Raw genomic sequence first — 4,389 nt, forward strand, 5'->3', positions numbered from 1 at the left:
GGGAAGGGGGGCTGACCGTCGGCGCCGGCGTGGTCACCAAAATCCTCGACTAACCCCTGGGCTTACGGCGGCTGGACATCCTGACCCCGTTCCGGTTAAAATATAGGAGGCGAGGCGCTGGGGCGGTTGCCCTCTGGGCTCGCCCCAGCGCAAATCCCCGGAATCCATCGAGACCGTCGAGGGCGCAATGGCGAAAGAGGTGCGGGTGGTGATCACCCTGGCGTGCACGGAATGCAAGGAACGGAATTACACGACCCAGAAAAACCGGAACAACGACCCGAACCGCCTGGAGCTGCGCAAGTATTGTCCCCGATGCCGCAAGCACACGCTGCATCGGGAGACGCGCTGAGATTTTCCTCATTTATTGCTCGCAGGCCGGTAGCTCAACAGGCAGAGCAGCGGACTCCAAATCCGCAGGTTCCAGGTTCGAGTCCTGGCCGGCCTGCCTGGGGTTCTCTAATGGGACACCGCTTGGCGGTGTCCCAATTTGTGTAAGGGGGATGTGGCCTCGGCCCCTATCAAGGGGAGAGGTGGCTTCGAAGTCCCGGCGGTCTGGCCGGGAGATCTCTTGCAGGGAGCGCATCCGGTGGCGAAGGTAGCGGAGACCCGGCGGTGGCTGCGGGGCGACTGGGCCCCGCTGCGCTATCTGCGGGAGGTCCAGGGGGAGCTGAAAAAGGTCCGCTGGCCGGACCGGCAGGAGCTCTACCGGTTGACGGGGGTGGTCCTGTCGGTCACCATCGGCATGTCGATCCTCCTGGGGCTGGTCGATTATTTCTTCTTCTGGCTGTTCGGCGGCATCTTCACCACGCCCCAGGATCCCCTGCGGCTCGGGATCGCCGTAGTGGGCAGTTTGATCGGGCTGGGCGCCCTCGCCTTCGCCCTCAGCCGCGAGTGAGGTGGGGCGGGTGAGGACAGGGCACCCCAACCTTCTCTGGAATGCGTCATGGAAAGGAGATCCTATGGAGGAAGAGCGGTCAGTGCCACAGGAGCCGGCGGAGGTCGATACGGAGGCGCTGGAGGAGCTGCTGCGCGAGCTGGAACTGGAAGAGCCGGCCTCCGCTCCTCCCGAGAAAGGAGAGGAGCCCGTCATGGAACCCCTTCAGGCTCCCGGCGAAGGCGCGGTAGAAGCCTCCGCCGAACCCGCCTGGTATGTGGTGCATTGTTACTCCGGCTCCGAGCACAAAGTGAAGCATAACCTGGAGCAGCGCATCGCCTCCCTGGGCATGCAGCACAAGATCTTCAACATCGTGGTGCCCGAGGAGGAAGAGATCGAGATCAAAGAAGGCAAGAAGCGTCCGGTCCGCCGGCGGATCTATCCCGGCTACATCCTGGTGGAGATGATTATGGATGAGGACTCGTGGGCCGTGGTGCGGAACACGCCGGGGGTGACAGGCTTTGTGGGGATGGGCAACCAGCCCACCCCACTGCGCCCGGAGGAGGTCCAGGCGATCTTCAAGCGCATGGAGAGCAAATCCCCTCGCATCCGGGTCACCTTCAAGCCTGGCCAGAAGGTCCGCATCACCGAAGGCCCCTTCGCGGATTTCGTGGGCATCGTGGACGAGATCGACCCGGACAAGGCGAAGGTGCGGGTTCTGGTCTCCTTCTTCGGCCGGGAAACCCCGGTGGAGCTGGATTTCACCCAGGTGGAGAAGATCTGAGACTTGCGGCCGGGAGCTCTAACTCCGAGGCGGATCTCCCCCGGGGCGGATGGAGGGAGGGATGGCGGTTCAGACGCTACGGCGGTTGTTCACCATCGGATCTTCTCGAAGGGGGTGGGCGACCGGGCGATCGTCGATGTCCAAAACCCAATCCGCCTGGGGGAGCGTTCGGAGCCGCAACCGGACGTGGCGTTGCTGAAGCCCCGTCCGGATTTCTACGCGGGTGTCCATCCGGGCCCTGATGACGTGTTGTTGCTTGTGGAAGTGATGGAGCACTCCGCGGCTTATGATCGGGAGGTACAAAGTCCCGCTTTACGCCCGATCCGGGATTCCGGAGGTCTGGCGGGTGGACCTGGAGGAGGAGGTGGTGGAGGTGTATCAGGCACCTTCTCTCCAGGGATATCAGAGGGTGGCGCGGTTCGGGCGGGGGGATCGGCTGGCACCCCGGGTGTTTCCGGAGCTCGTCCTGATGGTGGATGAGATCCTTTGATCCAAGAGCAAGACGCCGGATTCTTCTTTTGAAAACCTTGTTCTCAGGAGTTCGTCGATGGCCAAGAAGGTTAAGGCGATCATCAAACTTCAAATCGAGGCGGGCAAGGCCAACCCGGCCCCTCCGATCGGGCCGACCCTGGCCCCGCATGGGGTCAACGTGATGGCCTTCTGCAAGGAATACAACGCGCGCACCGCCCATATGGCGGGGCAGATCGTGCCGGTGGAGGTCACGATCTACACCGACGGCTCCTTCACCATGGAGCTCAAGACGCCTCCGGTTTCGGATCTCCTGCGTCGGGCGGCGGGCGTGGAGAAAGGGTCCTCGGAGCCGAACCGGCAGATCGTGGGCAAGATCACCCGTCAGCAGCTTCGGGAGATCGCCGAGCTGAAGATGAAGGACCTGAACACCGACGACATCGAGGCCGCCATGCGCATGGTCGCCGGCACCGCCCGCAGCATGGGGATCCAGATCGTGGATTAAGCCGGCGCGCCGATACGCCCACCCATGTGGGAGGACCGAACAGGTCCGCTACAACCACAGGAGGTTCTCAACGATGGGGGAGCGAGGCAAGAAATATCTGGAAGCGCTAAAGAAAGTGGATCGCGAGCGTCTCTACTCTCCCCGAGAGGCGCTCGCCCTGGTGAAGGAAACCAGCTACACCCGCTTCGACGGCACCGTGGAGGTCCACATGCGCCTGGGGGTGGATCCCCGCCACGCCGACCAGCAGGTCCGCGGGGTGGTGGTTCTCCCCCACGGGCTGGGCAAGCGGGTGCGGGTGCTGGTGTTCGCGGCCGGGGAGGCGGCGCGGATCGCCCAGGAGGCCGGGGCGGATTACGTAATCAGTGACGACGAGGGCATCAAGCGGATCCAGGAAGGGTGGACGGATTTCGACGTCGCCATCGCCACGCCGGACATGATGCCCAAGGTGGGGCGCCTGGGGCGCATCCTGGGCCCGCGGGGCCTGATGCCCAACCCGCGGGCGGGCACCGTGGTCAACCCGGAGGACCTGCCCCGGGCGATCCGGGAGGCCAAGGCCGGTCGGGTGGAGTTCCGGGTGGATAAGACCGCCAACCTCCACGTGCCCATCGGCAAGGTCAGTTTCTCGGTGGATCAGCTGCTGGAGAACTTCGCGGCCCTGATGGACGCGGTGAAGAAGGCGCGTCCTTCCGGGCTGAAGGGGCCCTATATCCGGAGGGTGGTGGTGAGCGCGACCATGGGGCCGGGCATCAAGGTGGACCCCGTGGCGGCTCAGGCCCTGGAGGTCTCGGCTTAACGCATAGCCTGTTGAAAGATCCCTGCCGTTGAAGCCCGGTGCGCACGCTCAATGGGGGAACCCCGCCGGCGGAGGCAGGGCGTGAAGGATCCTCTCCGCCAAGGCCTGTGCGGCCTGGGGAGGGTTTCTGCGCGCGCCCTCGTTTGCGCCGGCGGGGGCGCGCGATGTTTTTTCGGCGGCCCCCTCGCTGTCCCTCCGGGAAAGGCGGCGGGGATGAAAACCTCGCACAGGAGGTGACGCTTGCCGTTCACGCGGGCAGAGAAGGATCAGATGATCGCTCGGTATCGGGAGCTGCTCGCCCGTAGCCAGGCGGTGATCCTGGCGGACTATCAGGGGCTGGATGCGATGAGCATGTATCGCCTCCGGCAGAAGATCCGCAAATCCGGCGGGGTTTTCCACGTCACCAAGAACACGCTGCTGCGGATCGCCCTGCAACAGGCCGGGTGGACGGTGCCGGAGGACCTGCTGCAGGGTCCCACCGCTGCCGCCTTCTGCCTGGAGGATCCGCCCGTCGTGGCCAAGGCGCTCCTGGAGTTCGCCGAGGAGAGCAAGATCCTGAAGGTCAAGGGCGGGCTGCTCGACGGGCGCCGGCTGCGCCCGGAGGACGTGAAGGCCCTCTCCGAGCTGCCGCCGCGCCCGGTGGTGCTGGGCCAGGTGCTGGGAGCCATCCAGGCCCCGGCGGCCCAGCTGGCCGGCGTGCTCACCGCGGTCCTGCAGCAGGTGGTGGGCGTGCTGCAGGCGCGGGCTGATCAATTAAAGGAAGCTTCCCAAACCCCTTAATCTTTTCGGAGGTGATCTTCCCATGGCGGATCTTCAGAAGCTGGTTGAGGAGCTGAGCAGCCTGACGTTGCTGGAGGCGGTGGAGCTGGTGAAGCTGCTGGAGGAGCGCTGGGGGGTGAAGGCCGCGGCGCCCGTCGCGGTGGCCGCCGCCGTCCCTGCGGCCGCGCCGGGCGCCCCCGCAGCGG

At 65.3% G+C, this 4,389-nt stretch carries 8 protein-coding genes, 1 tRNA gene and 1 pseudogene; 9 read left to right on the forward strand and 1 reads right to left on the reverse strand.

What is annotated here, in order from left to right; genetic code table 11:
* Positions 1 to 187: 187 nt before the first annotated feature.
* The 4 genes from rpmG to nusG all read left to right on the forward strand — a co-directional run bounded on the left by rpmG (position 188) and on the right by nusG (position 1,658).
* Positions 188 to 349 (forward strand): 50S ribosomal protein L33, encoded by a 162-nt coding sequence (gene rpmG, locus CFB18_RS11520; protein ID WP_200808192.1) that lies wholly within the window; start codon positions 188 to 190, stop codon positions 347 to 349.
* Positions 350 to 372: 23 nt separating this feature from the next.
* A tRNA-Trp gene (locus CFB18_RS11525) sits at positions 373 to 445 on the forward strand.
* A 141-nt stretch (positions 446 to 586) separates the two neighbouring features.
* The gene (secE, locus tag CFB18_RS11530; RefSeq protein WP_200808193.1) at positions 587 to 895 is read left to right on the forward strand and encodes a preprotein translocase subunit SecE; all 309 of its coding nucleotides are present in this window, start codon (positions 587 to 589) and stop codon (positions 893 to 895) included.
* 64 nt (positions 896 to 959) lie between these two features.
* Entirely contained in the window at positions 960 to 1,658 is a 699-nt protein-coding gene (gene nusG, locus CFB18_RS11535; protein WP_088571960.1) for a transcription termination/antitermination protein NusG, read from the forward strand.
* A 69-nt stretch (positions 1,659 to 1,727) separates the two neighbouring features.
* Here nusG and CFB18_RS16045 read toward each other — a convergent pair whose 3' ends face one another.
* Positions 1,728 to 1,889 carry a hypothetical protein gene (locus CFB18_RS16045; RefSeq protein ID WP_234977047.1) on the reverse strand — a complete coding sequence of 54 codons (162 nt, stop codon included), beginning with the start codon at positions 1,887 to 1,889 and terminating at the stop codon, positions 1,728 to 1,730.
* A 55-nt stretch (positions 1,890 to 1,944) separates the two neighbouring features.
* On the opposite strand from CFB18_RS16045, the gene CFB18_RS15645 reads away from it, so the two are divergent.
* From CFB18_RS15645 to CFB18_RS16590, 5 genes and pseudogenes are all read left to right on the forward strand, one after another.
* Positions 1,945 to 2,148 carry a Uma2 family endonuclease gene (locus CFB18_RS15645; protein WP_088571961.1) on the forward strand — a complete coding sequence of 68 codons (204 nt, stop codon included), beginning with the start codon at positions 1,945 to 1,947 and terminating at the stop codon, positions 2,146 to 2,148.
* 57 nt (positions 2,149 to 2,205) lie between these two features.
* On the forward strand, positions 2,206 to 2,631 hold the full coding sequence (rplK, locus tag CFB18_RS11545) for a 50S ribosomal protein L11 (protein WP_088571962.1): 426 nt from the start codon (positions 2,206 to 2,208) through the stop codon (positions 2,629 to 2,631).
* 73 nt (positions 2,632 to 2,704) lie between these two features.
* The gene (rplA, locus tag CFB18_RS11550; protein ID WP_088571963.1) at positions 2,705 to 3,424 is read left to right on the forward strand and encodes a 50S ribosomal protein L1; all 720 of its coding nucleotides are present in this window, start codon (positions 2,705 to 2,707) and stop codon (positions 3,422 to 3,424) included.
* 240 nt (positions 3,425 to 3,664) lie between these two features.
* Positions 3,665 to 4,204, forward strand: coding sequence for a 50S ribosomal protein L10 (rplJ, locus tag CFB18_RS11555; protein ID WP_088571964.1), 540 nt, complete (start codon positions 3,665 to 3,667; stop codon positions 4,202 to 4,204).
* A 22-nt stretch (positions 4,205 to 4,226) separates the two neighbouring features.
* Positions 4,227 to 4,389 (forward strand): annotated as a pseudogene (locus CFB18_RS16590) (50S ribosomal protein L7/L12); the annotation flags it as partial.

Origin of the sequence: Thermoflexus hugenholtzii JAD2 (genome assembly GCF_900187885.1) — a bacterium.
In the GTDB taxonomy this organism is placed as follows: Bacteria; Chloroflexota; Anaerolineae; order Thermoflexales; family Thermoflexaceae; genus Thermoflexus; species Thermoflexus hugenholtzii.